This window comes from Shinella granuli (assembly GCF_004341885.1).
Taxonomy (GTDB): Bacteria; Pseudomonadota; Alphaproteobacteria; order Rhizobiales; family Rhizobiaceae; genus Shinella; species Shinella granuli.
The window spans coordinates 102,417-128,559 of sequence record NZ_SLVX01000016.1 but is presented as its reverse complement, the minus strand read 5'-3'; the positions used below and the strand labels follow the sequence as shown (position 1 = coordinate 128,559).

Below are 26,143 nucleotides of genomic sequence, written 5' to 3'. Positions count from 1 at the left end.
TTGCGCAATCTGAAAATTTTTCTCATGATCAGGCGCAAGAGAGGTGCGCGGTGACCGTCAAACCATTGCCCGGCAAACGGGGAAAGAAGAGCAGGAAGGTTCGGCTGGAGGACATCGCCGAACGCTGCGGCGTCTCGCTCAGCACGGTTTCCCGGGCGCTTGCGGGTGAAAAGGGCGTCCGCCCGGAAATCCGCCAGCAGGTGCTGGAGGCGGCCAAGACGGCGAACTACGTCATGCCGACGGCGGTGGCCGGGCAGAAGGTCATCCTCGCCGCCTCCAGCGCCGCGATGATCGACTACGTGCGCAACCAGTTCACGCTCTACGTACTCGACGGCCTGAAGGAGCGGGCGCAGGCGCTCGGCCTGGAAATCATCACCCGCCCCATCGCCGACAAAAGCGAGGAACTGTCGCTCTTGAAGGAGGCGAAGGACGATCCGGAAATCCTCGGCCTTCTGTTCCTCACCGTCGACGACGAGGCGCTGCTTGCCGCCACACGCGGTTTCGAAAAACCGGTGGTGCTGCTCAACGGCGACGACCCGTTCATGCGGCTGTCTAGCGTGACTCCGTGCAACCGGTCGAGCGCGCGGCTTGCCGCCGACCATCTGATCGGTCTTGGCCATCAGCGCATCCTCTTCCTCATGCGGCCCGGGCGGCGCACCATCGAGCGCCGCTTCGAGGGCTGGCGGGACGCGCTGCTCCATCGCGGCATTTCCGTCGATCCCGATCTGGTCGTGCCGGTCGATGACTGGTTGCCGGAACTGGCGACGCAGGCCATCGTTTCCCGCATCGGGAAGCGCGGCCTGGATTTCACCGCTGTCCTTGCGGCCGGCGACAGCCTTGCCGTCGGCGCGATGCTGGGCGTCCAGCAGATGGGTTATGGCGTGCCGCGCGACGTCTCGGTGATGGGCATGGACGACCTGCCGCAGGCCGCATTCCTCAACCCGCCGCTGACGACGATGCACATTCCGATGCGGGAAATCGGCTCGTCGGCCCTTGACCTCCTGCGCGACAGCCTTTCCAGTCTGCCGTTTCCGCCCCGAAGGCTGGAGCTTGCCTGCCATCTGGTGGAACGTTCGTCCACCGGACCGGCTTCCAGACAAGCTGCAAAACCAAGGCCTGCGGATGGGAACAAGGCATCTTGAGGCGATTTAGTCTCAGCTTTGCGGGGAGCCGTGCGACGTCAGGTCTTTGAGATCGTCTCACGCCCAAAACGCTGAATGAGAAAATCGAGAAAGACACGGATTTTCGGCGCCACGTGCTGACGTGAGGGATAGACTGCAAAATGCGTGATCTCCGCCGTCGCCCAGTCAGTCAGCGCCGTTTCCAATCGCCCCTCCTGAATGTCGTTTTCGACGTAGGGACGCGGGATCAGGCTGATGCCGAAGCCCGCGCGCAGCGCATCCCGCACAGCAAGGCTGGAGGATACCGGGTAGCGTGCCTTGACAGGAATGCGTTCGGTCTGGCCGTCCCTTGTGAACTCCCAGACATCGGCGTTGCCTCCATAGGGAAAGCGGATGTGATGCAGAGCCTTGAGGTCGGAAGGCGTCTGCGGTTTTCCGTGCGTTTCGAAATAAGCGGGAGCTGCGCACAGCACATGCGGCATTCCCCCGAGCTTCCTCGCGATCAGGCTTGAATCTTCAAGGCTGCTATAACCCCGAATGGCAAGATCGAAGCCTTCGCGGACGATATCCACGCGGCGGTCATCGAGATGGAGTTCAAGGCTGATATCGGGATAGCGCGAGAGGAATTCGGGGACCGCTTCTGACAGGCGGACTAGCGCAACGGTCATCGGGGCGCTGACCCGCAGCGTGCCGACGGGCGACGATTTCGCGGGCGAAAGCGCTGCTTCGGCTTCGATCAGGGCATCCAGGCCCCGCGTGACATGATCGAGATAGGTCTTGCCCTCTTCGGTCAGCGCCATGCGCCGCGTGGTCCGGTTGATCAGCCGCACGCCCAGATGCGCTTCCAGCTCTGCCACGTTCTTGCTCACCGCGGGAGGTGAAAGACCGAGCTTCCGGCCCGCTTCGGCAAAGCTGCCCAACTCGGCCACATGCCGAAACACCTGCAAGGCTGTATACCGATCCACTCTATTCTTTCCTATTGGATATGAATATCTTTCAAAATTACAATATTATGATCCTGTAAGAAATTCTATATCTCCATGGAAAAGAAATTTCGCCAGGAGATACCAATGCACCATCCAGCAATTGACCTGATCGAGCGACGCGTTTCCGCCAATCGCTTCGATCCATCACATTCCCTGACGAACACCGAGATCGAAGGTCTCGTGCGGCTTGCAACGCGCGCGCCCACGGCCTTCAACCTTCAGAACTGGCGTTTCATTGCCGTCCGGAAAGCGGAGGCCAAAGCGAAACTGCGAGACCTCGCCTATGGTCAGGTCAAGGTTTCCGACGCCGCTGTAACCTTCATCATCTGCGGCCAGTCGCCCGATCACGAGAGCCTTGGCGAGCGCCTGCGGCCCTTTGTCGAAACCGGCCTGATGCCGGAAGCGATGGCTTCGGGATGGCAAGAAACCGCTCGTGCCAAATATGCCGCCGATCCCGAAGCGAGCCGCGATGAAGCCATCCGCTCGGCAACCCTCGGGACGGCAACGCTGATCTACGCAGCCGAGGCCATGGGGCTCGTGTCAGGCCCGGTGAGCGGGTTCGATGCTGCCGCCGTTTCTCGCGAGTTCGGTCTCGCCGGGGGTGAGATCCCCGTCATGCTTCTTCCTGTCGGTCGCGCAGCGCCGGGCAACTGGCCCCAGAAGCCGCGCCGTCCACTTTCCGAGATCCTTCAACTGTCATGAAACAGAACCTTTCAGACCTGTCGCTGACGGCCCTCGCACCGATTGTCTGGGGCAGCACCTATATCGTATCGACGGAATTCCTCGTGGGATTCTCGCCGATGACGGTCGCAATGCTGCGTGCGTTGCCGGCAGGCGTATTCCTGCTGGCGATCGTACGCCAATTGCCGGCCGACGTCTGGTGGTTGCGCTCCTTCATCCTGGGTGCGCTCAACATCTCGATCTTCCTGAGCATGTTGTTCGTCGCCGCTTATAGGCTTCCTGGCGGTGTCGCTGGCACCGTGCTCTCGGCCCAACCGCTGATCGTCGTCTTCCTGGCTTCGTTTCTGTTGTCTTCCCGGCTTCGCGCGTTGGCGGTCCTGGGCGCGTTGGCCGGCATGATCGGGGTTGCTTTGCTCGTCCTGACGCCGGACGCTGCGCTCGACCCCATCGGCATCGCGGCCGGTCTGGCTGGCGCGACCTCCATGGCCATGGGCGTCACTTTGGCGCGCAAGTGGCAGCCACCCGTGTCGCCGCTCACCTTCACGGCATGGCAGTTGACCGCCGGTGGCCTCCTTTTGGTTCCTGTCGTCGTGCTGATCGATGGCTCCATTCCTGTTCCAACGCTTTCCAATCTCATGGGCCTTGTCTGGCTTGGCCTGATCGGCGCAGCTCTGACTTATGTCCTCTGGTTTCGCGGGATTGGACGGCTGGCACCTTCGGCTGTCTCCTCGCTCCTGTTCCTTAGCCCCCTGACAGCGATGCTGCTCAGATGGGGGTTCCTCGGACAGTCCCTGACGGTGTTGCAGATCACCGGCGCCAGCCTCGTCATCGGCAGCATCTGGCTCATCCAACGCTCGAGCTGATGCACGTCCGGGTGATGCGATGCAAGCCGGCTTCGGCCGCGCCCCGCAAGGGACGCCATGCCGGTTACATCTTGCCGATGAGGACCAGGCGGCCGGGCTCGATGACGCGGATGGCGTGTTCCACGCCCGCCTCGACCACGAGATGGTCGCCCGGCCCGCAGGAAAGCGTGGTGCCGTTCATGCTCAGCTCGAAACGGCCGGAGACGACGATGGCGAATTCGGCCGTTTCTCCCGCATGGGACGGGATGTCGGCTTCCACCTCGGCGTCGATCACCAGCATGTCGCCGAGCCTTCCGGTGATGCGGCCGCGAAAGCCGGGGGCCTCGATGCGTGTTTCCTCGCTCATGCCGCTTCCTCCCTGGTCGCGATGAAGAGATAGCCGGCGCCGGCGACGTCGCGCGTTTCGACCGGCACCAGCCCGGCATCATGCGCCCATCGCGCGAGCGTCTCCGGCTCGTCGAAGCGCATGGTCTCCGCCATGCTGGCGGAAACCCTGGCGATCTGCCGGCGGAAGGCGGGCGGGGACGTGACGAGCGCCAGCCGGCCGCCGGGTTTCAGCACGCGCGCCATCTCCTTGAGGCTTTCGGACGGCTGGGGAAAGAAGAAGAAGGCATTGAGGCAATAGACCTTGTCGATCGTGCCGCTCGCGACGGGCAGGGCCGCGGCATCGGCCTCGTGCAATGTCAGCCGCCCCCCGGCGAGCGCCCTGGCGTTCAGCCGGCCGGAATTGGCCACCATGTCCGGGCTGTGATCGATGGCGACGGCGCGACAGCCGCTTTTCAGCAGCCGGCGCAGGAAGACGCCACCGCCGCAACCGACCTCCAGGACGAGATCGTTCCTTTCCGGCGGAAGCCGCCGGAGCGCCAGATCGAAGCCGATCTTGTGGCCGAGGGGAAAGCGGTAGAGCAGGTAGCCGAGAAGGCCGCCCGGCCGCCGCGCGATGCGGTCGACCATCGTGGAGGAAAGTTTCAGCATGGACTGGCCTCGATTATCGGGTCACGGGGATGGCGCGCGCGGCGCGCGAGACGAAGAGAAGGGCAAGGACGAGCGCCAGGCCCGCGCCGGCGAAGGCGGGCACATAGCCGGTGCGCCCCGCCACCCAGACGACGAGGCCGGCAATCGCCATCTCGCCGAGGACGTTGGCGCTCTGGAGCACGGTGACGTCCGTGCCCGCCTGTTTTCCCGCGCCGCCGAAGGCCATGATGATCGTCGCCGCCGAGACGGCGATGAAGCCGCTGGCGACCGACAGCACGCCCATTGCCGGCAGGACGGAAGACCAGCCTGTCGGCAGGATGCCCGCGGCGATGAGGCCGAAGAGGGCGAAGGACACGGCGGCGAGCGTCATGCCCGTCCCCATGGCGAGCCAGCGGTTGCGGGCCGTCAGCGCGCTGCCGAGCGGGCAGCCGAGCGCCAGCATCGCAAGGCCGCTGAATGTGGCGACGAGACCCGTATCCTGGTTCGACCAGCCCTGGTCGACGAGGAAGATCCTGCTGACGCTGAGCCCGCCGGCATGGGCGCCGCCATAGATGAAGGCGAGCAGCAGAAGCAGCGCGATGCCGGGGCGGCGGAACGTATCGGCGAGCCGGGCCTTGCCGCTGCCATGTGCCGTGGCGGGACGCGGCGGCTCGCGCCAGGAGAGGGCGAGCGCGACGGTCAGGGCCGGGGCCAGCGCGAGCAGCAGGAATATGCCCTGCTGGCCAAGCCTGTCGGCGACCATCAGCACGCCGCCGCCGCCAACCATGAAGCCGCCCATCATGCCGCCGACCTGCAATGCATTGGCATAGGCAAGCCCGCGCCCGGCAAGCTGCTCGGCAGCCAGGCCGTCCGTCGCGGTGTCCTGCGTGGCGCTGGCGATCGAGCCGATCATGAGCGCCGTCACCGCCATCCAGAGGCCGGCCCCGTCGAGCGGAAGGACGGCGAGCAGAAGGAGGCAGGCGGCAAGGATCGCCTGCATCGGCACGATCCAGCTCTTGCGGCGTCCGAGGCCTGCGCGCCAGCGGTTGTCGACCGTCGGTGCCCAGAGGAACTTGACGATCCAGGGCAGGCCGGCGAGCGGCACCAGCGCGATGACGTCCATGGAGACGCCGCTCTGGCGCATGAGCACGGGCACGGCCTCCATGGCAAGCCCCATGGGCAAGCCTTGCGTGAAGTAGAGCGCGCCGATCAAAAGGAAGAAGCGCAGCCGGCCGGCTTGCGACGGCACGGGCGCGTCGGAGGCGGCGAGGAGCATGGCATTGTCGGTTCCGCTCATGTCACCACACCCTGGCAAGCGTGATGCCGATCGTCCGGCCGGGCGCGGCCACGCCCATGTCGGTGCCGCTATAGCTGAAATAGTTCTTCAGGTAGCGCTCGTCCGTCAGGTTCTTGGCCCAGAGGCTGGCGCTCCAGCCGTCCTTCTCGACGCCGACATGGGCGTCCACCAGATGCGTCGACGCCTGCCGGTACGCGTTGTCGGCGGTGAAGGCGTAGGAACTGCGGAACGTATAGTCGAGGCCGGCCTTCAGCACGGCGCCGGCGTCGAGTTCGCGCTCGAAGCGCAGGCCGACGCTGAAGCTGTGGCGCGGCGCGAAGGGCAGGTCATTGCCGGTATAGACCGCACCCATCACCGTATCGACGAAATCGTCGTCCGGGCAAGGGTGTAGCCGTAGCCCGCCCGAAGCGCGAATTCCTCGGTGATCTGCGCGGTCGCCTCGATTTCCAGGCCCCTCGACGTCGCCGCCGCGGCATTGCGATAGACGCGCGTGAAGGGCGTCGTGTAGATGACCGCCTGCTGGTCCTTCCAGTCGATGTAGAACAGCGAGGCCGCCAGGGTGAACCGGCCGTCGTCGGATGTCGCCTTGGCGCCGAGTTCGTAGGACGTGGTGGTTTCCGGGTCGTAGCGGTTCGCGTTGCCGTCCGCCTCGATATAGGGGCTGATGCCGCCGGACTTGTAGCCGCGGCTGACCTTGGCATAGGCGATGTTGCCTTCGGAGACGTGATAGGTAAGGGCCGCCTCCGGCGAGAAATTGGAGAAGGAGACGTCGCCCTCGGCCCGACCGGGCATGCCGAACATGAAGCTGCCGCTCGGCGAGGAAATTTCGCTCGTCGTCGACTTGCGGTCGTAGGTGTAGCGCCCGCCCGCCGAGACCTCCCATTGCGGCGTCAGGAAATAGCCGACCTCGCCGAAGACCGAAACCGTATCGGCCGATTGCTCGAAGACGTCCCGGCTCCAGACATCGCGCGGGAAGGACGCAAGGTCGAAATACTGCGTGCCCTCGAAGCGCTCGTGCATGTAGAAGAGGCCGCCGCTCCAGCGCAGGACGTCGTCATCCAGCGAGGACAGGCGGATTTCCTGGCTGAACTGGCGCTGCGTCTCCTCCTGGGCCTGGCCGATGAAGGGCGTGGCGGTGAAGTCGCCGTCGAGATAGCTTTTCATCCGGTGGCCGCGGAACGCGGTGATGGAGGTCAGCCGCATGGCCTCGAAGTCATGGTCGATGCGCACGGAAAGGCCGCCGCTGTCGACGCTGTTTTCCGGCTCGAAGTCGTGGGTCGCCTCGTGGTCGAAGGCGAGCGGCAGCGGCGCATACCAGAGCCCGCCGTCGCCGCGGTCGCGCGTGTAGTCGCCGATGATCCTGAGCCTCGTGCCGTCGCCCACCTCGCCGGTGGCGACGATGCGGCCGGAGAAGAGGTCGGTGTCGCTGACATCCTCGCCCGTCACGAGGTTTTCGATGTAGCCGCGATTGCCGCTCCAGGCGGCGGAGGCGCGCACCGCCCAACCCGTCCCCTCGATCGGCGTCTCGAAAGCCGCCTTGAAGCGCGTGTCGAGGTCGGTGCCGATGGTGGCGGAGACCGTGCCGCCGGCGGTGTCGCCGGGCGCGCGCGAGATCAGGTTGATCGCGCCGCCGATCGTGTTCTTGCCGTAGAGCGTCGCCTGCGAGCCGCGCACCACCTCGACGCGCTCCAGGTCTTCGAGGATGAAGGGGTAGCCCATCGGGCGGGCAAGGTAGACGTCATCGAGGAACAGGCCGACGGCCGGCTGCCGGTCGACGCCGCCGGCAATGCCGAGCGAGGTGACGCCGCGAATGCTGACGGGGCCACCCTGTCCGTTGAAGAGCACGTTCGGGGTCCTGAAGGCGGCGTCCTCCATGGTGTCCGTCCGGCCCTTGCCGAGCTCCTCGGCGGGGATGGCGGTAACGGCGACGGGCGCCTCCTGGATCTTCTCCTCCCGCCGCCGCGCGGTGACGACGATCTGTTCGAGAACGGTTGCCCCGGACGTATTGCCGCCGGCCTCTTGCTCCTGCGCGGCAGGCGAACCGGCGTCGATGAGAACGAGGCCCGTGGCCGCAAGGACGGTTGCGGCGCGCAGGGCGGCGTGGCGTTTTCCATTCATGATGAATTCCCTCATATTTACGAGGGTCTTCGCATGGGGCCTGCCCGGCGGACAACCGCATGGCCGTTCGGGATCGCGGCAAAGACGTTCGGGAATCGGACTATCGGGCTCAGCGCGCCCTGCCGGCGATGGTGGTGGGCGCGACGCCGAAGCGGCGGCGGAATTCCGTGGCGAAATGCTGCGGCTGGTAGCCGACCTGCCGGGCGACGCGGGCGATCGACGTCTCGCCGCCCTCCAGCAGCAGCCGGGCGGCATCGAGCCGACTTGTCTTGACGAAGCCGTAGACGCTGGTGCCGAACAGCGCCTGGAAGCCGCTGCCCAGCTTCTTGGCGTTCGTGCCGACGCGGCGGGCGAGCTCCGGCACGCTGGGCGGGGAGGCGAGCTCGGCGAGCAGGATGCTGCGCGCCTCGTGCAGACGGGCGATGTCACGCGCCGGCCATGCCGCCGTGACGCCGGTACGGTCGGACGCGCTGGCCTCATCGAGGACGTGGGCGACCATCTCCATCGCCTTGCCGGTCATGTAGAGACGGCGGGCCGGACCCTGCAGCGGGCAGCCGAGCATCTGCCAGGCGATGGTGCGCGCGGCTTCCGGCAAGGCAAGGCGGGGATCCGGCGTCTTGCGCGAGATCAGCGCGAGCGTGTCACCGCCGACCAGCGGTTCGGCCATGTCAGCCTCGATCTGCACGAAGACGGCCGCAACACTGCCGTCGCGCTGAACGACATGGCGCGTGGCGACATTTTCGCTGGTGGAGAAGATCGTGCCGCCGCCGCTTTCCCAAAGGTGCTCTCCGAAACCCTCCTGCTGGACGGACAGGCTGCCTTCCAGCAGGGTGCCGAGCCAATGGCCGGGCGGCGTGATGCTTTCCCAGACCGTTTCCCGCCGCACGGTGGCGGTCTCCAGGAAGATGTTGAGGCCACAGGCGCGGATGATCTCCACGGCATTCTCCGGGGGAGAGGAGGCGTTGCGGCTGGCGTGATGCGGTATGCCGCGAACGCGTGTTTCGACCGGAGAACGATCACAATATATGAGTATGATAGTCAAGTTAATTGTGCGATCGACCTGCCAAGGAAACGGCGGCGCCAGCCGGCTCGACGGGGATCTGATGAAGAGGCGTGACAGCATGACCGGCGGAATCCAGGATTGCGCCCCGCAGGTCTTACGGGTCGGTTCCGCGGTGAGATATGGGCGCCTGCGAGAATAAATCACCGGGATTCATCAGGTCGATATTGTCGTCGGACGTAGACCGACTGCAGCGATTGAATCCCCAGCCCATGAGCCCAGAACGGTAGGGCTCATGAGTTTGGCCTCGTATTGGCCTATCGGAGAATACGGCGCAGCCTCGCGTCCATCTGCGCTGCTGCATCTTCAGGGCTCATCGAGCCTCCGATTGCCGCGTTGAAGAGCGTGCGGATGATCTCGCTCACTTCGTTATACCGCGGCGTCACTGGCCTGGGGATTGCACTTTCAACGACGGCACGGGCGCTTTCAATCCAGGGCATCGCGTTCTGTACGTCCGGGTCGGTATACAGTGCAGTCCGCGGCGGGAGATAGGAGGCCTCGATGGCCTTGATCTTGGTGGCTTCCGCTCCCGACAGGAAGGTGACGAGCTTCTTTGCTTCCTCCTGGTGGCGCGAATAGGCGGAAACGGCCCATTCCCAGCCGCCAAGGCAACTCACGACCTTGCCGCCGTCGACGGCAGGCAGGGTCGCGACGCCGACCTTGCCCCGAACGGCGGCGTCCTCGCCCTGGAAGTTGCTCCAGCCATAGCCCCATAGCGACGCGAACACCGCCTTTCCGGCCTGGAATTCCCGGCGCGTGTCGTCAGTCCCGACCTCCGAAATGTTCTTCTTCGCGATGCCTTCGTCGACGAGGCTCTTCCAGACGTTGAAGGCCGCGACCGCGCCGTCCTTGTCGAAGGAGAATTCGCCATTCTTCGTCAGGTCGTGACCGGCGCTCCAATAGGGCAGCAGAAAGGTGCAGACGGCGCCTTCGATGGCCTTGCCCTGGAAGCTCATGCCCTGCAGGTTCGGGTCGCCTTCGCCGGCCAGGATCTTCCTTGCTGTTTCGGCAAGCTCCGTCCAGGTTTTCGGCACGGGAAGCCCGTATTTGTCGAGCAGATCCTTGCGATAGTAGAGAAGCAATGCGTCGGCATGTGCCGGCATGGCGACGAGTTTGCCGTCGACCGTGTTCGCGTCTGCATAGGCCTTGATATAGTCCTCGAGCATGGGCGCGGCTGCAGCCGCATCGCCGAGCGGAGAGATCCAGCCGGCAGCGCTGAACTGCGCAGGGCGGATGATGTCGAGGATCAGCACGTCCAGCGACGGATCGCGGCTGGACAGGACGGTGTTGAGGTATTGCGCCTGCAATTCCGACGTGGCGCCGCCGAGTTCGATCTCGATCTTGATGCCGGGATTCCGCTGCTCGTACAGGTCGGCGATCTTGCGGTGGATGCCCGGACTTCCCTGGCTCGAGACGAACATGCGCAGCGTCGTATCGGCATGGGCCGGCGCTTGCAAGCCGATGGCAAGCGCTGCCGCCGTCCAGGCGATGATGGGGCTTTTCATGCTTGGTTCCTCCTCCAAATTGCTCCCGCGCTAATAATAGCGCTGCATAATGATGCGTCAATCTGTGAATCGAGCTCGAAGAATGATCGTATTTCAGCAATATTTTTATGTTAAATCAGTTAGATAATCACAATGTCAGTGTGGTCGCTTATAATAGCGCTACGATTTTATTTGATTTTATCCGCCTTGCTGCGTAACGTTTCCTCGGTCAGGGGCTCCATGGCGGCGGTGCTGCCGGGGCGCAATCGAGAGGAGGAATGGGATTGTCAGACCTTATACGCTACGGCCTGATCGGGGCCGGCATGATGGGGCGCGAGCATCTTCGCAATATCGCGATGACGCCGGGCTCCAGGATCACGGCCATCGCGGATCCGGATGCCCGGTCGCGTGCGCTGGCCGCCGAATGCGTTCCCGAAACGGCCCAGCTTTTCGACTCGGCCGATGCGCTCCTTGCCAGCAACGCCGTTGACGCCTTGGTGATCGCAACGCCGAATGACACGCATGCGGATGTGCTGGCAAGGATCCTCGACCGGGGCCTCAGCCTGCCGATCCTTCTGGAAAAGCCCGCCTGCACCTCCGCCGAACAACTTACCTGGATGTCGACGGCGCTTGCCGGCTACACGGCGCCGCTATGGATCGGCATGGAGTATCGCTACATGCCGCCGGTCACGGAACTCGTGGAAGAGGTTCGCAAGGGAACGGTCGGCGACCTCAGGATGATCGCGCTGCGCGAGCATCGCTTTCCCTTCAAGGAAAAGGTTGGCAACTGGAACCGCTATGCGGCGCGTACGGGCGGCACGCTCGTCGAGAAGTGCTGCCATTTCTTCGATCTCATGCGGCTGATCGCCGAGGACGAGGCGGTGCGCGTCTATGCCTCCGCCGGCATCGACGTCAACCATGCCGACGAGCGGCGCGAGGACGGCGAGCGGCCTGATATCATCGACAATGCCTTCGTCACGGTCGACTTCAAATCGGGAATCCGCGCCTCGCTCGATCTTTGCATGTTCGCCGAAGGCGCTCTCTGGCAGGAGGAGTTCGCCGCGACCGGCTCGCTCGGCCGGGTCGAATGCTTCGTGCCGGGGCATCGCGGCGAGGACGCCGGCAGGCATTCCGAAATCGAAATCAGCTTCCGGCAGGAAAAGCGCCAGCCTGAACGCCGCATCGTCGAGGTGGACGCGCAAGTGCTGCATGCCGGCGCACACCACGGCGCGACCTTCTACGCGCACCAGAAATTCCGCAAGGCGATCCTGGGTGCCGGTCCGGTCGAAGTGACGTTGCAGGACGGCCTGAAGGCGGTTGCCATCGGGCTGGCGGCGGAACGTTCCGCCAAGGAAAAACGCGTCGTCACCATCGACGGACTGACGCTGAGCTGACGGGCATGGCGGCGGCAAGGGAAATGGATCGGCGATGCCGCCGATCCTTCGCTTGCCCCGTTGAGAAGCCCACTCCGTTCGCGCCCAAAGGGCAGCTCTTCGTTTCCGTGCAATCGGCGACAAGCCGCACCCTGCGCTCCCGCCGGAAATGCCCTAGCTGCTGCGGCGGTGCTGCAGCGTGAAGCGGGTGTCGATCGTGCGATGTGTGTCCGCTTTTTCGCCGTGCAGGTGCTCTTCGATCAACCTTGCAGCCTCCCGGCCGATCAGGTCGCCGGACGGACGGATCGTGGTGAGCGGCGGGTTGCAGGCGGCGCTGAAGCTGAGATCGCCAAAGCCGATCACGGCGAGCCGATCCGGTACGGCGATCTTCTGGCGCTCGCAGGCAAAGAGCACGCCGAGCGCGATATGGTCGTTCGAGCAGGCGATGCCATCGGTCTCGGGGTGGAGCCGCAAGGCTTCCGCCAGCAGCATCGAGCCGATTTCGGCGGAGGCTGTGTCGGGATGCTCGACGACTTTCGCAGCTGCTCCGGCCGCCCTGGCCGCCTGCAGGAAGCCGTTGCAGCGCTGCCTGGCGCGGCGGTCCTGGTGCATGCGCGCGCCGAGGAAGAGAAGGTTGCGGCGGCCCTGCCGGACCAGGTGCTCCGCCGCCGCGATGCCGACCTGATCGTGGTGGAAGCCGATGGCGGCGTCGATCTGCGGGCCGCCCAGCTCCCAGATCTCGATGACGGGGATGGCGACATTGGCCAGCAGCCGGCGCGTCGCCGCGCTGTGCGAAAGACCGGTCAGGACGATCGCCGCCGGCGCCCAGGAGAGCGCCATGCGGACCAGCTCCTCTTCTTCCTGCTCGTCATATTCGGTATGGCCGAGAATGAGCTGCAGGCGCTGCTTCTTGAGCGCCGTCTGCATGGAAGAGACCGTCTCGGCGAAGAAGGCGTTGCGCACCGAAGGTACGAGGATGCTGACGGCGCGGGAGGACGCGGCGGCCAGGCCGCCCGCCATGAGGTTCGGCACATAGTTGAGCTTGTCGATCGCCCGGCTGATCGCCTGGCTCGCAGTCGCCGAAACCGCCTCGGGCTTGCGCAGGAAGAGCGACACGGTGGAGGGGGAGACATTGGCGAGCTCGGCCACGTCGGACATCGTGACGGACTGCATCTTGCGGCGATGGCGCGGCGGCTTTCGCATTGTGTTGTCCACGGTCAACTCCATAGCGCTATTATTGTATAAATAGCACACTTTTGATCGTGTCGCAACGACAATCGCAGGCGTGCGAATATGTAATATTCTGAAAATAAAGAGACTTTTGTCAAATTTCATGGAAATTGCGTTCTCTCCCGCGCCAAAAAACATTTTTCAAGCCCGTCTTGCATCAAATAAATCGTAGCGCTATTATCGCCTGAGATGAGCCGGATGCCCGGCCACGCTTGGGAGAGAGGAATGGCTTCTGTCAGCCTGCGAAAGCTGGAAAAAAGTTACGGTTCGCTGCGTATCGTGAAGGGCGTCGACCTTGAAATCGCCGATGGCGAGTTCGTCGTCTTCGTCGGCCCCTCGGGCTGCGGCAAGTCCACGACGCTGCGCATGGTCGCCGGCCTCGAAAGCATCAGCGGCGGCGAGATCCGCATCGGCGAGAAGGTGGTCAACCGCCTGCCGCCGCGCGAGCGCGACATCGCCATGGTCTTCCAGGACTATGCGCTCTATCCGCACAAGACGGTGCGCGAGAACATGGGGTTCAGCCTGAAGGTTCATGGCGTGCCGGCGCGCGAAGCGGATGTCCGCATCAATGAAGCTGCGGAGATGCTCGGCATTTCCCATCTGCTCGAGCGCCGCCCCGGCCAGCTTTCCGGCGGCCAGCGCCAGCGCGTCGCCATGGGGCGCGCCATCGTGCGCCGGCCGAAGGTCTTTCTGTTCGACGAGCCACTGTCCAATCTCGACGCCAAGCTGCGCGGCCAGGTGCGCACCGAGATCAAGCGTCTGCACCAGCAGATCGGCACGACGATCATCTATGTCACGCACGACCAGGTCGAGGCCATGACGCTCGCCGATCGCATCGTCATCCTCAAGGGCGGCGATATCGAGCAGGTCGGCACGCCCGACGAGGTCTACAACCGGCCGCAAAGCGTTTTCGTCGGCGGCTTCGTCGGTTCGCCGGCGATGAACTTCGCCAAGGCGAAGGTCGAGGCGGGCTGTCTTGCCTTTGCAGACGGCAACAAGCTGCGGCTGGAGGCCGTGCGGGCCGGGCGCGAGACCGGTGTGGAAGGCCGCGACGTGGTCGTCGGCATCCGGCCGGAACATTTTGGCACGGCAGCCGATCCGGCGGCCGTGCTTGTCGCCCGCGTGCAGGTCGTCGAGCCGCTCGGCTCGGACACGCTGGTGCACTTTGCCGTCGGCGGCGACGTGCTGACCGCGCGCATGCCGCCGGAGATGCGGCCAGAGCCCGGCTCGGAATTCCGGATCGGCGTCGACCCCACGAAAATCCATCTTTTCGATGCCGCAAGCGAACGCGTCATCAACTGAATGCCAGGCGCTTTGTGCGCTCCATCAACGGGAGGATAGAATGAACACCAGGATCCTGGCGGGCGCGCTCGCCACTGCCGCCATGCTTGCCTTCGCCGCGCCGGCCTTTGCCGACACGGATCTGAAGATCTTCGTTTCCAGCCAGCACCAGCCGGATGTCTGGCGCAAGGTGCTCGACAAGTACGAGGCCGAAAATCCGGGCGTCAAGGTGGCCATCGAGACCGGCGGCAACACCTCGGAAGCGCAGGCGCAGTACCTCAACACCGTCATGTCCGCCAAGGACACCAATCTCGACGTGCTGATGCTCGACGTCATCCGCCCGGCGCAATATGCCGCCGCCGGCTGGACCTCCGCCTTCGAGGGCAAGGACATGTCGGTCTACCTGCCGGCCTATGTAGAGGCGAATACGGTCGACGGCAAGGTCGTCGCGCTGCCGGCCTTCGCCGACGCCATGTTCCTCTACTACCGCAAGGACCTGCTCGACAAATACGGCATTACGCCGCCGAAGACCTGGGACGAGCTGGCGGCCGCCGCCAAGAAGGTCGCCGAGGGCGAGAAGAACCCCGACCTGCAGGGCCTTTCCTTCCAGGGCAAGGCCATCGAGGGCGCGGTCTGCACCTTCCTGCTACCCTACTGGAGCCAGGGCAAGAATCTGGTCGAGAACGGCAAGCTGACCTTCGACCATGACGCCGCCGTCACGGCGCTGTCGCTGTGGAAGGGCTTTGTCGACGACGGCACGGCCAAGAAGAACATCGCGGAAGTCGCCACCGACGATACCCGCAAGGAATTCCAGGCTGGCAGCGCGCTCTTCGCGGTCAACTGGTCCTATGCCTGGACGCATTTCCAGGGCGCGGAATCGGCCGTCAAGGGCAATGTCGGCGTGACGCGCCTGCCGGCGCTCGGCTCCGGCGAGCAGGCAAGCTGCCTCGGCGGCTGGGAATGGGGCGTCTCGGCCTATTCCACCCATCAGGACGAGGCCAAGAAGCTTGTCGAATACCTGTCGAGCGAAGACGTTTCCGTCTTCATGGCCGCCAACGGCTCGCTGCTGCCGACCTATGCCGACGCCTACAAGAACGACGAGGTGCTGAAGGCCGTGCCGTGGTTCGCCGATGCGCTCCAGGTGGTCGAGACCGCCAAGGCCCGCCCGGTCACGCCGCGCTACAACGAGGTGAGCGAGGTCATCCGCACCACGGTCAACGCGGTGCTCGCCGGCGTCACGACGCCGGAGGACGGCGCAAGCCAGATCGAGGCGCGCCTCAAGCGCATCCTGCGCTGATCGCCATACCATCGCCGGAAGGGCAGGGCGGCCTGCCCGCCCTTCCGCCTCCCCAACCTGAATTGCCGGGAGTTGCCCCTTGTCGACGACCTCCACCCTCAATGCGGCAAGCTCTGCCGACCGCGGCCCGCCGGCCTGGACGCGCTGGCTCGATCTCGGCGACCGGGCGCTGGCCGTGGTCCTGCTCGCGCCCGCCGCGATCCTCCTCGCGCTGATCATCGTCTACCCGGTACTGCGCCTCGGCTATACCAGCTTCTTCAGCCTGTCGCTGACGTCAGGCCTGCCGGCGGAGTTCGTCGGCCTCGAAAACTACAGCCTCATGCTGGAGGATCCGGTTTTCTGGGAAACTACCTGGAACACCGTCCTCATCACGCTCATCACCGTGCCCGGCGCCCTCCTGGTCGGGCTCGCACTGGCCCTGCTCGCCAATCTCCCCTTCGGCGTGCAGTGGCCGGTGCGCCTTTCCCTGCTGATCCCGTGGGCGCTGCCGCTCTCCTTCGCGGGCCTGATCTTCGCCTGGTTCTTCCATTCAGAGTACGGCGTCGTCAACGACGTGCTGAACCGCCTCGGTTTCGAGGGCATTATCTGGTTCAACTCGCCGAACTGGGCCTTCGCCGCGATCTGTCTGACGATCATCTGGAAGACCTCGTCCTTCATGGCGCTGATCATCCTCGCCGGTCTCCAGACGATTCCGCGCTCGCTCTACGAGGCCGCCGATGTCGACGGCGCGGGCCGCGTCCGCCAGTTCTTCGAGATCACGCTGCCGCTCCTGAAGCCCTCCATCGTCGTCGCCCTGATCTTCCGCACCATCACCGCGCTGCAGACCTTCGACATCCCCTACATGATGACCGGCGGCGGCCCGGGCACCTCCACCGCCACGCTCGCCATGTACATCCACCAGAACACGGTCTCCTTCCTCGACCTCGGCTACGGCTCGGCGCTCGCCGTCGTGATGTTCGCCCTGTCGATGTGCGTGACCGCCGTTTATCTCCGCGCCATCCGGACCAAGGAGTAAGCCATGAGCGCCGTCGCCAATCCCGGATTCTCCTCGCTTCTCTCCGGCCGTCCGCTGCGCTTCATCGCCGGTGGCGCGCTGATCATCAACGGCATGTTCCCGGCGCTGTGGATCCTCTTCACCTCGCTGAAGACGGAAGCCGAACTCACCGCCAAGCCGATCACCTGGATCCCGCATGCCCCGACGCTTTCGAACTACATGCAGGCCTTCTCCGACCAGCCGCTGCATCTCTTCCTGTTCAACAGCTTCATGGTGGCGCTGCTGTCGACCTGCCTGACGCTGCTGGTCTCGGTGCTGGCGGCCTATGCGCTGGCGCGGCTCAACCTGCGCTATCGCGGGCTCATCCTGTCGCTGATCATCGCGGTCTCCACATTCCCGCTGGTGACGCTGCTCGTGCCGCTCTTCGAGATCATGCGCACGCTGAACCTGCTCAACACCTGGATCGCGCTGGTGCTGCCCTATACCGTGCTGTCGCTGCCGGTCTGCACCCTGATGCTGGTCTCCTTCTTCGAGGGCATTCCGCGCGATCTCGAAAACGCCGCGATGATCGACGGCTGCACGCGCATGGGGGCGCTGTTCAAGGTGGTCGTGCCGCTCTGCGCGCCGGGCGTCTTCACCGCCGGCATCCTCGCCTTCGTCAATGCCTGGGACGAGTTCCTGCTGGCGCTCTCCTTCAACTCCAATCCGTCGCTACGCACGCTGCCGGTGGGCATCCAGCTCTACCAGGGCGAGTTTGCCTTCCCCTGGCCGGTGATCTCCGCCGCGCTCGTCGTCGGCATCGTGCCGGTCGCCGTGCTGATCGTCATCTTCCAGGAGCGCGTCGTCTCTGGCCTCACTGCCGGGGGGATCAAGGGATGACGAAGCGCGAGCTTTCCGAACTGCGCAGCCAGCGCTGGTTCGCCTCCGACGACATGCGGGCCTTCGCGCACCGCCAGCGCACCCAGCAGATGGGCATGCGCCGCGAAGAATTCATGGGCCGGCCGGTGATCGGCATCATCAACACCTGGAGCGAGATGAGCCCCTGCCACGCGCATCTGCGCGACCGGGCCGAGGCCGTCAAGCGCGGCGTCTGGCAGATGGGCGGCTATCCCGTGGAGCTGCCGGCGATTTCTGTCGGCGAGGTCATGGTGAAGCCGACCACCATGCTCTACCGCAATTTTTTGGCCATGGAATGCGAGGAGCTGCTGCGCTGCCATCCGATCGACGGCGCCGTGCTGCTCGGAGGCTGCGACAAGTCCACCCCGGCGCTGCTGATGGGCGCCTTCTCGATGGACATCCCGGTTATCTTCTGCCCGGCCGGGCCGATGTCGAACGGCCAGTGGCGCGGCGTGAAGACCGGCGCGGGCACCCACACCAAGAAATACTGGGATGAACTGCGCGCCGGCAACATCACCCGCGAGGACTGGGTAGACCTCGAAAGCCGCATGACGCGCTCGCCCGGCACCTGCAACACGATCGGCACCGCCTCGACCATGACCTCCATCGTCGATGCGATGGGCATGACTCTGTCGGGCGCCTCCTCCATCCCCGCCGTCGATTCCGGCCATACCCGCATGGCCTCCGCCTGCGGGTCGCGCATCGTCGAAATGGTCTGGGAGGACCTGAAGCCGTCGAATATCCTGAATCGCGACAGCTTTTTGAACGGTCTCGTTGCCTATATGGCGCTCGGCGGCTCGACCAATGCGGCCGTGCATCTCATCGCCATGGCGAAGCGTGTCGGCGTGGCACTGACGCTGGACGACATGGCGGCAATGGCCGGCAAGGTGCCGGTCGTCGCCAATGTCTTCCCGTCGGGCGAATATCTGATGGAAGACTTCTACTTCGCCGGCGGCATCAATGCGCTGCTACGGAAGCTCTCGCGGCATCTCAACCTCGACCGGCCGACCGTCAACGGCCGCACGCTCGGCGAGAATATCGCCTCGGCCGATTGCTGGAACGACGAGGTGATCCGCGGCGAGGACAATCCGGTCGTGCCGCTCGAACGCGGCAAGACGCTGGAAGTGCTGCGCGGCAACCTCGCGCCGAACGGCGCGGTGATGAAATCCTCCGCCGCCAATCCGAAATTCCTGAAGCATGTCGGCCCGGCCATCGTCTTCGACGATCCGCGCACCATGAACCGCACATTGGACGATCCGGACCTCGACATCACCGAGGACACGGTGATCGTGCTGCGCAATGCCGGCCCGGTCGGCGCGCCGGGCATGCCGGAATGGGGCAACCTGCCGATCCCGAAGAAGCTGCTGAAGCAGGGCGTGCGCGACATGGTGCGCATCTGCGACGGGCGCATGAGTGGCACCCACTACGGCACCTGCATCCTGCACGTCTCGCCGGAAGCCGCCATCGGCGGCCCGCTGGCGCTGCTGCGGACCGGCGACCTGATCGACCTCGACGTCGCCGCCGCCACCATCGACATGCGCGTCTCCGAGGAGGAACTGGCCCGCCGTCGCGCCGAATGGAAGCCGTCCGCGCCGATCTACGAACGCTCCTTTGCCGCCCTCTACCAGCGCCATGTCAGCCAGGCGCACGAGGGCTGCGACTTCGACTTCCTGACCGGTACGCAAGCCGTGCCCGAACCGCCGATCTATTGAGGGAAACACCCATGAGCAGCAACAACCCTTTCAAGTCCTGGCTCGGCGACAAGAGCCGTGCCACCCCGCTCGGCACCTGGCTGATGGCTGCCGCGCCCGCGACGGCCGAAGCGCTCGGCTATGGCGGCTTCGATTTCCTCGTCGTCGACATGGAGCATGTGCCGGTGGAATTCACCGACCTCGCCCATATCCTGCGCGCCGTCGGCTGCACGCCGGCCGACGCCGTGGTGCGGCTCGCCTGGAACGACCAGGTTCTCGTCAAGCGGGCGCTCGATGCCGGCGCGCGCACCGTCATGCTGCCCTTCGTGCAGAACGCGGAGGAGGCGAAGGCCGCCGCATCCTATACGCGCTATCCGCCGCACGGCATCCGCGGCGTTGCCGCCGTACACCGCGGCTCGCGCTTCGGCACGATCCCGAACTACCTGAAATCCGCCAATGACGACATCTGCACCATCGTCCAGCTCGAAACGCCCGAAGCCATCGAGCGCCTGCCGGAGATCGCCGCCGTCGAGGGCATCGATGCGCTGTTCGTCGGTCCCGGCGATCTCTCCGCCGCCATGGGCCATATCGGCAATATCGCCCATCCCGAGGTGCAGGCGCTGATCGAGAAGGCGGCGAAGGATGCGCATGCCGCCGGCAAGCCGGTCGGCATCGTCGGCCCGAACCCGGACATGGTGAGGCGCTTCATCGGCTACGGCTACGATTTCGCCGCCATCGCCTCCGACATCGCCATGATGACGGGCCGGGCGAGCGAATGGCTCGGCCAGTTGAAGGGCGTCGAGAAGGCCCCCGCAACGCCGATGGCGGCTTACTGAGGGCGGCGCGGTGGAAGAAGGTTTTGCCCCCGTCCTCGATTTCAAGGCCGCGCTCGGCGAATGCCCGCTGTGGTCGGTCGCGGAGCAGGCGCTCTATTTCGTTGACATCAAGCGCTGCCGCATCCACCGCTACGATCCGGCGACGGGCGCGCTCGACGCGATGGAGCTGCCGGAGGAAATCGGGTGCATCGGTCTTGCCGAGGGCGGCGGCTTCGTCGCGGGCCTGCGCTCCGGCCTCTGGCTCATCGACGCGGACGGCACGCTCCGGAAGAAGCTCGCGGACAATCCCGAGGACCAGGCGATCAGCCGCTTCAACGACGGCGGCGTTGATCCCGTCGGCCGCTTCATCGCCGGCACGGTGGACGAGACGCGCGAAAAGGGCATCGCCAGCCTCTACCGCTATGATACTCGCGGCCTGACGCGCCTTGCCGGCGGGCTGCTCACCTCCAACGGCGTCGCCTTCTCGCCGGACGGCAAGCGGTTCTATCATTCCGATACGCTGCGCTACACGCTCTATGCCTGCGATTACGATGCCGAGACCGGCGAGGCGACGAACCGGCGGGTTTTCGCCCGCTTCGATAGCGAGACGGACAAGGGCCGGCCGGATGGCGGGGCGGTGGATGCCGAGGGCTGCTACTGGACCGCGCTCTACGAGGGCGGCCGCGTGCAGCGCTATGCGCCGGACGGCAGGTTGCTGGCCGAATACCCGGTGCCTGCGAAATGTCCGACCATGATCGCCTTCGGCGGGCCGGATATGAAGACGCTCTATTGCACCAGCGCCTCGATCGGCCGGCCCGACGAAGAGCTTGTCGAATACCCGCTTTCCGGCGCGCTCTTCTCCATGCGCACCGCTGTCGCCGGCCTCGCCCGACCCCTGTTCAACCCAGCCCGCTGAGGCATGCCATGACCTACGATACCGTACGCTACCATTCGCTCGAAGGCCGCACCGTGCTGATCACCGGCGGCGCTTCCGGCATCGGCGAGGCCATGGTGACGGCCTTCCGTACGCAGGGCGCCCATGTCGCCTTCCTCGATATCGACGAGAAGGCGGGCAAGGTGACGGCGGAAGCGACGGGCGCGGAGTTTCATGCCTGCGACCTTACGGACATTCCGGCTTTGCGCGATGCGGTGGCGAGGGTCGAGGCTAGGCACGGCGCGGTCGACGTCCTCGTCAACAATGCCGGCAAGGACGACCGTCACCGCATGGACGAGGTGGAGCCGGACTACTGGCGACGCATGCTGGCGCTGAACCTCGACCACCAGTTCTTCGCGACGCAAGCGGTCGCCAAAGGCATGCGCGAGAAGGGCCGGGGCTCCATCGTCATGATGGGCTCGGTGTCGTGGATGCGTGGCAATCCGGTGATGGTCGGTTATACGACGGCCAAGGCCGCGATCAACGGCATGACGCGCACGCTCGCCCGCGACCTCGGCCCCGACGGCATCCGCGTCAACTGCATCGTGCCGGGTGCCATCGTCACGGAGCGGCAGAAGGCGCTCTGGGCGGGGGCGGAGGAGAGCCAGAAGTTCATCGACCTGCAATCGTTGAAATTCCGTCTCGACGCCGGCCATGTCGCCCGCCTCGCGCTCTTCCTCGGCTCGGATGAAAGCAGCGGCTGCACCGGCGCCAATTTCATCGTCGACGCCGGCCTCACGCAGAACTGAAGGTTTCGCCATGCTCCTCGAAAAGACCGCCACCGGCTTCACGCTCTCCCTCGACGGCTGCGAAATCCTGCGCCATGCAGCTGACAATCCCGCCCTCTTCGCCGGTCGCGGCGAGGAGCGCATGGACATGTATCGCGGCAATTTCGATATCGAGGACTATGTGGTCGAGCGTGTGGCGCTCGCCCATGCCGAGGTTGAGGGCGACACGATCCGCCTTTCCAACGCGCCCGGCCAGCCGGTGCGCCTCGTGCTGACGGTCGAGGGCGACAGCCTGCTGCTTGCCGCGCCCGACGCCTCGATCAACCGCCTCTGGCTGCGCACCGTCGCCGGGAAGGACGAGCACGTCTGGGGCGGCGGCGAGCAGATGTCCTATTTCGACCTGCGCGGTCGCCGTTTCCCGCTGTGGACCTCAGAGCCCGGCGTCGGCCGAGACAAGACGACCGAGATCACCTTCCAGTCCGACGTGACGGGCAAGGCCGGCGGCGACTACTACAACACCAACTATCCCCAGCCGACCTATATCTCCTCCCGGCGCTATGCGCTGCATGTGGATACCACGGCCTACGCCGTCTTCGATTTCCGCCGCGAGACCTTTCACGAGGTGGAAGTCTGGGAAGTGCCGGAAAAGATCGAATTCTTCGCCGCCGATACCTTCCGCGACCTCGTCGGAAAGCTCTCGCTGCGCTTCGGCCGCCAGCCGGAACTGCCCGAATGGGTCTATGGAGGCGCGATCATTGGCCTCAAGGACGGCAAGACGTCGTTCGAACGACTGGAAAAAATTCGCGCCGCCGGCGTGAAGGTCTCGGGCCTGTGGTGCGAGGACTGGGTGGGCCTGCGCCACACCTCCTTCGGCGCGCGCCTCTTCTGGGACTGGGTGGGCAACGAGGAGCGCTATCCGCATCTGCGCCAGAAGATCGCCGAGCTTGCCGACGAGAACATCCGCTTTCTCGGCTATGTGAACCCCTATCTCTGCGTCGACGGCTCGCTCTTCCCGGAAGCCGAAGCCAGCGGCTACTTCGCGACGGATGCCGAGGGGAAAACCGCGCTGGTCGATTTCGGTGAATTCGATTGCGGCGTGGTGGACTTCACCAATCCCGATGCGGCGGCCTGGTTCGCCGAGCGGGTGATCGGTGAGAACATGCTGGATTACGGCCTGTCCGGCTGGATGGCGGATTTCGGCGAATACCTGCCCATCGACGTGAAGCTTGCCAACGGTGTCGACGCCAAGCGGATGCACAATGCCTGGCCGACGCTCTGGGCCGAGGTGAACGCCAGGGCCGTGGCAAGCCGCGGCAAGACGGGTGAGGCGCTGTTTTTCATGCGTGCCGGCTATACCGGCGTGCAGGCTCATTGCCCGCTTCTGTGGGGTGGCGACCAGTCGGTGGATTTCTCCCGCCATGACGGCCTTGTGACGGTCATCTCCGGCGCGCTTTCTTCCGGTCTCCTCGGCAATGCCTATCACCATTCCGATATCGGCGGTTACACCAGCCTGTTCGGCAATGTCCGCACGGCCGAGCTGCTGATGCGCTGGGCCGAGATGGCGGCCTTCACGCCCGTCATGCGCAGCCACGAGGGCAATCGCCCGCGCGACAACCTGCAGATCGACCAGGACGAGGTGGTGCTCGCCCATTTCGCCCGCATGACGGCGATCTATGTGCACCTCGCTCCCTACCTGAAGGTGCTTTCCGCGGAAGCGGCCGAAACGGGCCTGCCCGTCCAGCGCCCGTTCTTCCTGCATCACGAGGACGACCGCGCCACCTATGCCATCCAGGACGCCTATCTCTACGGCGCGGATCTCCTCGTCGCGCCGGTCTGGCGAGCGGGCGAAACGGAACGGACCGTCTACCTGCCGAAGGGCGCGCGCTGGGTGCATGTCTGGAGCGGCGCGGCGCATGAGGGTGGCCGCGAGGTAACCGTCGCGGCGCCGCTCGGCCAGCCGCCCGTGTTCTATCGCGCGGGTGCGGCGCACGAGAAATTATTCGCGGATATCGGGACGCTCTGATCATGGACACGGCAAGCCTTGCCGTCCTCCTGCTGCTCGCGGCGGGCGCCTCCTATGTGCAGACGCTGACCGGCTTCGCCCTCGGCCTGCTGATGATGGGCGGCGTGGGGCTGACGGGCGTCGTGCCGCTGCCGGATGCGGCCGTTCTCGTCGGCATCCTCGGGCTCGTCAATGCGGCGCAGGTGCTCGCCAGGGGCTGGCGCGACATCGCAAGGCGCGAATTCCTGCTGGTGATCTTCGTCAGCCTCGCCTTCCTCGTCCTCGGTTACTGCTTGCTCGGCCTGTTGCTCGCGGCCTCCCTCGACTGGCTGAAACTGGTGCTCGGGGTAATCATCGTCCTTTCCAGCCTCCAACTGCTCCTCAGGCCCGCACCCTACGAAAAGCCGTCGGGACCGGGCTCCTTCGTCTTCTTCGGGGCGATTGCCGGGGTCATGGGCGGGCTTTTCTCCACGGCCGGCCCGCCGCTCGTCTATCATTTCTACCGCCAGCCGCTGCGGCCGGTTTCCATCCGCGAAACGCTTGTCGCCATCTTCGCCGTCAACGGCATCCTGCGCCTGTTTCTGGTGGGGCTGGCCGGCAACATGCCGTCCGCATCCTTCTGGTGGGGCCTGCTCGCGATCCCGGTCGTCATGGCCTTCACCGCGCTCGCCCGCCTCTACCCGCCGCCGCTGACGCCGACGGGCCTGAGACGTGTCGCCTTCTGTCTTCTGTTCCTGTCCGGCCTGTCGCTCGCCGCGCCCGCCTTCCTCAAGCTTTTCGGAGATCTCTCATGACGCACCCGCTGAAAACCGCGCTCAAGGATGCAAGCCTGCTCGCCGACAAGGCCTTCGTCGCCGGCCGCTGGGTTTGCGCCGCCGATGGCAGGACCTTCCCCGTCACCGATCCCTTCGACGGCTCCGTGATCGCCGAGGTTCCCTCGCTCTCGCGCGAGGAGGTTTCCGCCGCCATCGACGCCGCCGAGACGGCGCAGAAGCTCTGGGCCAGGCGCACCGCCAAGGAGCGTGCCAAGGTGCTGAACACCTGGTTCCAGCTCATCCTCGACAATGCCGACGATCTCGCGCTGATCCTCACCTCGGAACAGGGCAAGCCGCTCGCCGAGGCGAAAGGCGAGGTGATCGCCAACGCCGCCTATCTCGAATGGTTCGCCGAAGAGGCAAAGCGCATCGATGGCGATATCATCCCCGGCGCCAATGCCGGCCAGCGCATCCTGGTGCTGAAGCAGCCGGTCGGTGTCTGCGCCGCCATCACGCCCTGGAACTTTCCCAACGGCATGATCACCCGCAAGGCCGGCCCGGCGCTCGCCGCCGGCTGCTCCATGCTGCTGAAGCCCGCCTCGCAGACGCCGCTCTCCGCGCTGGCGCTTGCCGTGCTCGCCGAGCGTGCCGGCGTGCCGGCGGGTGTCTTCTCCGTCGTCACCGGCGAGGCGCGGCCGATCGGCACGGAGTTCTGCCATAACCCCAAGGTCGCCAAGATCACCTTCACCGGCTCGACCGGCGTCGGGCGTTGGCTGATGAAGGAGGCTGCCGACGGCATCAAGCGCCTGTCGCTGGAACTCGGTGGCAACGCACCCTTCATCGTCTTCGACGACGCCGACCTCGATGCGGCTGTCGACGGCGCGATGATCTCGAAGTTCCGCAATGCGGGCCAGACCTGCGTGTGCGCCAACCGCATCTATGTGCAGGAAAGCGTCGTCGAAGCCTTCACGGAGAAGCTGCTGGCGAAGGTTTCTGCGATCACGCTCGGCCGGGGCACGGACGCCGGCATCACGCAAGGTCCGCTGATCGACGACAAGGCCGTCGCCAAGATCGAGGAGCATGTGGCGGACGCGCTGGAGAAGGGCGGCCGGCTGGTGGCGGGCGGCAAGCGCAGCGTGCTCGGCGGCACCTTCTACGAGCCGACGGTCATCACCGGCGTCACGCAGGCGATGAAGGTGGCGGCGGAAGAGACCTTCGCCCCGTTGGCACCGATCATTTCGTTCAGGGACGAGGACGAGGTCATCGCCATGGCGAACGACAGCGAATACGGCCTTGCCTCGTATTTCTACGCGAAGGACATGGCTCGGGTCTGGCGCGTCGCGGAGGCATTGGAGGCGGGCATCGTCGGCGTGAATTCCGGCCTGATCGCCAACGAGATGGCGCCCTTCGGCGGCGTCAAGCAGTCTGGCCTCGGCCGCGAGGGCTCCAAATACGGCATCGAGGGCTTCCTCGAAATCAAATATGTCTGCGTCGCAGGGCTTTGACATGGCCCTCGATTGCGACATCCTCGGCCTTAACTGGGCGCGTCAAGCCAACAAAGCTCACGCTTGCCAGCCACCAC

The 26,143-nt window shown here is 65.2% G+C and carries 24 protein-coding genes; 15 read left to right on the top strand and 9 right to left on the bottom strand.

Annotation, left to right across the window (positions count from 1 at the left end; genetic code table 11):
• Positions 1–50: 50 nt before the first annotated feature.
• Positions 51–1,142 carry a LacI family DNA-binding transcriptional regulator gene (locus EV665_RS22120; protein ID WP_245507793.1) on the top strand — a complete coding sequence of 364 codons (1,092 nt, stop codon included), beginning with the start codon at positions 51–53 and terminating at the stop codon, positions 1,140–1,142.
• Between the two features lie 38 nt (positions 1,143–1,180).
• Here EV665_RS22120 and EV665_RS22115 read toward each other — a convergent pair whose 3' ends face one another.
• A complete protein-coding gene (locus EV665_RS22115; protein ID WP_133035713.1) occupies positions 1,181–2,086 on the bottom strand; it encodes a LysR family transcriptional regulator in 906 nt (301 codons plus the stop codon).
• Between the two features lie 105 nt (positions 2,087–2,191).
• On the opposite strand from EV665_RS22115, the gene EV665_RS22110 reads away from it, so the two are divergent.
• Together EV665_RS22110 and EV665_RS22105 are read left to right on the top strand one after the other, a co-directional pair.
• On the top strand, positions 2,192–2,809 hold the full coding sequence (locus EV665_RS22110) for a nitroreductase family protein (RefSeq protein ID WP_133035712.1): 618 nt from the start codon (positions 2,192–2,194) through the stop codon (positions 2,807–2,809).
• Positions 2,806–3,651: an EamA family transporter gene (locus EV665_RS22105; RefSeq protein ID WP_133035711.1), complete on the top strand. Its 846-nt coding sequence runs from the start codon at positions 2,806–2,808 to the stop codon at positions 3,649–3,651. Before EV665_RS22110 ends, EV665_RS22105 begins: the two co-directional genes overlap by 4 nt.
• 64 nt (positions 3,652–3,715) lie before the next feature.
• Here the strand turns inward: EV665_RS22105 and EV665_RS22100 are convergent, their stop codons facing one another.
• The 7 genes from EV665_RS22100 to EV665_RS22070 all read right to left on the bottom strand — a co-directional run bounded on the left by EV665_RS22100 (position 3,716) and on the right by EV665_RS22070 (position 10,585).
• Positions 3,716–3,997, bottom strand: a complete 282-nt coding sequence (locus EV665_RS22100; RefSeq protein ID WP_133035710.1) for a cupin domain-containing protein — start codon at positions 3,995–3,997, stop codon at positions 3,716–3,718.
• Entirely contained in the window at positions 3,994–4,626 is a 633-nt protein-coding gene (locus EV665_RS22095) for a class I SAM-dependent methyltransferase (RefSeq protein WP_133035709.1), read from the bottom strand. Before EV665_RS22095 ends, EV665_RS22100 begins: the two co-directional genes overlap by 4 nt.
• Before the next feature lie 13 nt (positions 4,627–4,639).
• The gene (locus EV665_RS22090; protein ID WP_133035708.1) at positions 4,640–5,902 is read right to left on the bottom strand and encodes an MFS transporter; all 1,263 of its coding nucleotides are present in this window, start codon (positions 5,900–5,902) and stop codon (positions 4,640–4,642) included.
• A gap of 1 nt (position 5,903) precedes the next feature.
• On the bottom strand, positions 5,904–6,254 hold the full coding sequence (locus tag EV665_RS33125) for a TonB-dependent receptor domain-containing protein (RefSeq protein ID WP_133035707.1): 351 nt from the start codon (positions 6,252–6,254) through the stop codon (positions 5,904–5,906).
• On the bottom strand, positions 6,254–8,020 hold the full coding sequence (locus EV665_RS22080) for a TonB-dependent receptor (protein WP_162853129.1): 1,767 nt from the start codon (positions 8,018–8,020) through the stop codon (positions 6,254–6,256). Before EV665_RS22080 ends, EV665_RS33125 begins: the two co-directional genes overlap by 1 nt.
• 109 nt (positions 8,021–8,129) lie before the next feature.
• On the bottom strand, positions 8,130–8,957 hold the full coding sequence (locus EV665_RS22075) for a helix-turn-helix transcriptional regulator (RefSeq protein ID WP_162853128.1): 828 nt from the start codon (positions 8,955–8,957) through the stop codon (positions 8,130–8,132).
• A gap of 380 nt (positions 8,958–9,337) precedes the next feature.
• Positions 9,338–10,585, bottom strand: coding sequence for an ABC transporter substrate-binding protein (locus EV665_RS22070; RefSeq protein WP_133035704.1), 1,248 nt, complete (start codon positions 10,583–10,585; stop codon positions 9,338–9,340).
• A gap of 263 nt (positions 10,586–10,848) precedes the next feature.
• Between EV665_RS22070 and EV665_RS22065 the strand changes: the two genes are divergently transcribed.
• Positions 10,849–11,958 carry a Gfo/Idh/MocA family protein gene (locus EV665_RS22065; protein ID WP_245507792.1) on the top strand — a complete coding sequence of 370 codons (1,110 nt, stop codon included), beginning with the start codon at positions 10,849–10,851 and terminating at the stop codon, positions 11,956–11,958.
• Positions 11,959–12,111: 153 nt separating this feature from the next.
• On the opposite strand, the gene EV665_RS22060 is transcribed toward EV665_RS22065, so the two are convergent.
• Positions 12,112–13,152 (bottom strand): LacI family DNA-binding transcriptional regulator, encoded by a 1,041-nt coding sequence (locus EV665_RS22060; protein WP_245507791.1) that lies wholly within the window; start codon positions 13,150–13,152, stop codon positions 12,112–12,114.
• Between the two features lie 240 nt (positions 13,153–13,392).
• On the opposite strand from EV665_RS22060, the gene EV665_RS22055 reads away from it, so the two are divergent.
• From EV665_RS22055 to EV665_RS22005, 11 genes are all read left to right on the top strand, one after another.
• Positions 13,393–14,469 carry an ABC transporter ATP-binding protein gene (locus tag EV665_RS22055; RefSeq protein WP_133035702.1) on the top strand — a complete coding sequence of 359 codons (1,077 nt, stop codon included), beginning with the start codon at positions 13,393–13,395 and terminating at the stop codon, positions 14,467–14,469.
• Between the two features lie 40 nt (positions 14,470–14,509).
• The gene (locus EV665_RS22050) at positions 14,510–15,745 is read left to right on the top strand and encodes an ABC transporter substrate-binding protein (protein WP_133035701.1); all 1,236 of its coding nucleotides are present in this window, start codon (positions 14,510–14,512) and stop codon (positions 15,743–15,745) included.
• Positions 15,746–15,824: 79 nt separating this feature from the next.
• Entirely contained in the window at positions 15,825–16,760 is a 936-nt protein-coding gene (locus EV665_RS22045; protein ID WP_133035700.1) for a carbohydrate ABC transporter permease, read from the top strand.
• 3 nt (positions 16,761–16,763) lie between these two features.
• Entirely contained in the window at positions 16,764–17,618 is an 855-nt protein-coding gene (locus EV665_RS22040) for a carbohydrate ABC transporter permease (RefSeq protein ID WP_133035699.1), read from the top strand.
• The gene (gene araD / locus EV665_RS22035) at positions 17,615–19,348 is read left to right on the top strand and encodes an L-arabinonate dehydratase (protein ID WP_133035698.1); all 1,734 of its coding nucleotides are present in this window, start codon (positions 17,615–17,617) and stop codon (positions 19,346–19,348) included. The genes EV665_RS22040 and araD overlap by 4 nt, the downstream gene beginning before the upstream one ends.
• An 11-nt stretch (positions 19,349–19,359) precedes the next feature.
• Positions 19,360–20,163: an HpcH/HpaI aldolase family protein gene (locus EV665_RS22030; protein WP_133035697.1), complete on the top strand. Its 804-nt coding sequence runs from the start codon at positions 19,360–19,362 to the stop codon at positions 20,161–20,163.
• Positions 20,164–20,173: 10 nt separating this feature from the next.
• Positions 20,174–21,058 (top strand): SMP-30/gluconolactonase/LRE family protein, encoded by an 885-nt coding sequence (locus tag EV665_RS22025; RefSeq protein ID WP_133035696.1) that lies wholly within the window; start codon positions 20,174–20,176, stop codon positions 21,056–21,058.
• 8 nt (positions 21,059–21,066) lie between these two features.
• Positions 21,067–21,825, top strand: a complete 759-nt coding sequence (locus tag EV665_RS22020) for an SDR family NAD(P)-dependent oxidoreductase (RefSeq protein ID WP_133035695.1) — start codon at positions 21,067–21,069, stop codon at positions 21,823–21,825.
• Between the two features lie 10 nt (positions 21,826–21,835).
• Entirely contained in the window at positions 21,836–23,827 is a 1,992-nt protein-coding gene (locus tag EV665_RS22015) for an alpha-glucosidase (RefSeq protein WP_133035694.1), read from the top strand.
• A 2-nt stretch (positions 23,828–23,829) separates the two neighbouring features.
• Positions 23,830–24,600 carry a TSUP family transporter gene (locus EV665_RS22010; RefSeq protein WP_133035693.1) on the top strand — a complete coding sequence of 257 codons (771 nt, stop codon included), beginning with the start codon at positions 23,830–23,832 and terminating at the stop codon, positions 24,598–24,600.
• Positions 24,597–26,066 carry an NAD-dependent succinate-semialdehyde dehydrogenase gene (locus EV665_RS22005; protein ID WP_064333111.1) on the top strand — a complete coding sequence of 490 codons (1,470 nt, stop codon included), beginning with the start codon at positions 24,597–24,599 and terminating at the stop codon, positions 26,064–26,066. The genes EV665_RS22010 and EV665_RS22005 overlap by 4 nt, the downstream gene beginning before the upstream one ends.
• Positions 26,067–26,143: the final 77 nt, after the last annotated feature.

Excerpts from the sequence above, each read along its gene's own strand:
- EV665_RS22110 (WP_133035712.1), top strand. The coding sequence starts at position 2,192 with ATGCACCATCCAGCAATTGACCTGATCGAGCGACGCGTTTCCGCCAAT.
- EV665_RS22105 (WP_133035711.1), top strand. The coding sequence starts at position 2,806 with ATGAAACAGAACCTTTCAGACCTGTCGCTGACGGCCCTCGCACCGATT.
- EV665_RS22100 (WP_133035710.1), bottom strand. The coding sequence starts at position 3,997 with ATGAGCGAGGAAACACGCATCGAGGCCCCCGGCTTTCGCGGCCGCATC.
- EV665_RS22095 (WP_133035709.1), bottom strand. The coding sequence starts at position 4,626 with ATGCTGAAACTTTCCTCCACGATGGTCGACCGCATCGCGCGGCGGCCG.
- EV665_RS22090 (WP_133035708.1), bottom strand. The coding sequence starts at position 5,902 with ATGAGCGGAACCGACAATGCCATGCTCCTCGCCGCCTCCGACGCGCCC.
- EV665_RS33125 (WP_133035707.1), bottom strand. The coding sequence starts at position 6,254 with ATGGGTGCGGTCTATACCGGCAATGACCTGCCCTTCGCGCCGCGCCAC.
- EV665_RS22080 (WP_162853129.1), bottom strand. The coding sequence starts at position 8,020 with ATGAATGGAAAACGCCACGCCGCCCTGCGCGCCGCAACCGTCCTTGCG.
- EV665_RS22070 (WP_133035704.1), bottom strand. The coding sequence starts at position 10,585 with ATGAAAAGCCCCATCATCGCCTGGACGGCGGCAGCGCTTGCCATCGGC.
- EV665_RS22055 (WP_133035702.1), top strand. The coding sequence starts at position 13,393 with ATGGCTTCTGTCAGCCTGCGAAAGCTGGAAAAAAGTTACGGTTCGCTG.
- EV665_RS22050 (WP_133035701.1), top strand. The coding sequence starts at position 14,510 with ATGAACACCAGGATCCTGGCGGGCGCGCTCGCCACTGCCGCCATGCTT.
- EV665_RS22040 (WP_133035699.1), top strand. The coding sequence starts at position 16,764 with ATGAGCGCCGTCGCCAATCCCGGATTCTCCTCGCTTCTCTCCGGCCGT.
- araD (WP_133035698.1), top strand. The coding sequence starts at position 17,615 with ATGACGAAGCGCGAGCTTTCCGAACTGCGCAGCCAGCGCTGGTTCGCC.
- EV665_RS22030 (WP_133035697.1), top strand. The coding sequence starts at position 19,360 with ATGAGCAGCAACAACCCTTTCAAGTCCTGGCTCGGCGACAAGAGCCGT.
- EV665_RS22020 (WP_133035695.1), top strand. The coding sequence starts at position 21,067 with ATGACCTACGATACCGTACGCTACCATTCGCTCGAAGGCCGCACCGTG.
- EV665_RS22015 (WP_133035694.1), top strand. The coding sequence starts at position 21,836 with ATGCTCCTCGAAAAGACCGCCACCGGCTTCACGCTCTCCCTCGACGGC.
- EV665_RS22010 (WP_133035693.1), top strand. The coding sequence starts at position 23,830 with ATGGACACGGCAAGCCTTGCCGTCCTCCTGCTGCTCGCGGCGGGCGCC.
- EV665_RS22005 (WP_064333111.1), top strand. The coding sequence starts at position 24,597 with ATGACGCACCCGCTGAAAACCGCGCTCAAGGATGCAAGCCTGCTCGCC.